The organism is Serratia sp. TMDUHS_CL (genome assembly GCF_037137105.1).
In the GTDB taxonomy this organism is placed as follows: Bacteria; Pseudomonadota; Gammaproteobacteria; order Enterobacterales; family Enterobacteriaceae; genus Serratia; species Serratia nevei.
Genome location: NZ_JBBBDV010000042.1, coordinates 1 through 368, shown reverse-complemented (window position 1 = coordinate 368; position 368 = coordinate 1). Strand labels below are relative to the sequence as shown.

Genomic DNA, 368 nt, shown 5'->3' with positions numbered 1-368 from the left:
CCCAATCAGGGCAAACCGGGCGCGCGGCTGGTGTACGATCTGGCGGATAACCTGCTGGGCGAGCGCAGCCCGCAGAGCGACATCGACGCGCACCTGCCGCTGGCGCCGATCGCCGATAACCGGCTGACGCACTGGCAAAAACTGTTTTACCGTTACGACGCCTGGGGCAACCTGATCAGCCGGCGCAACGGCCTGTACGAACAGCACTACCGCTACGACGCCGACAATCGGCTGGTGCAGGCGCACGGCCGCGGCCCGCAGGGCGAGTTCGAGGCGCAGTATCATTACGATGCGCTGGGCCGCCGCAGCCGCAAGGCGGTGCGCTACAAGGGCAAAACCGAACAGACGACCCGTTTCCTGTGGCAGGG

At 66.3% G+C, this 368-nt stretch carries 1 protein-coding gene; it reads left to right on the top strand.

Going from position 1 to position 368, the window contains the following annotated elements; translation table 11 throughout:
- Positions 1–368: hypothetical protein (locus WCL58_RS25285; RefSeq protein WP_336851757.1), on the top strand; the 368-nt coding region annotated here is incomplete at both ends.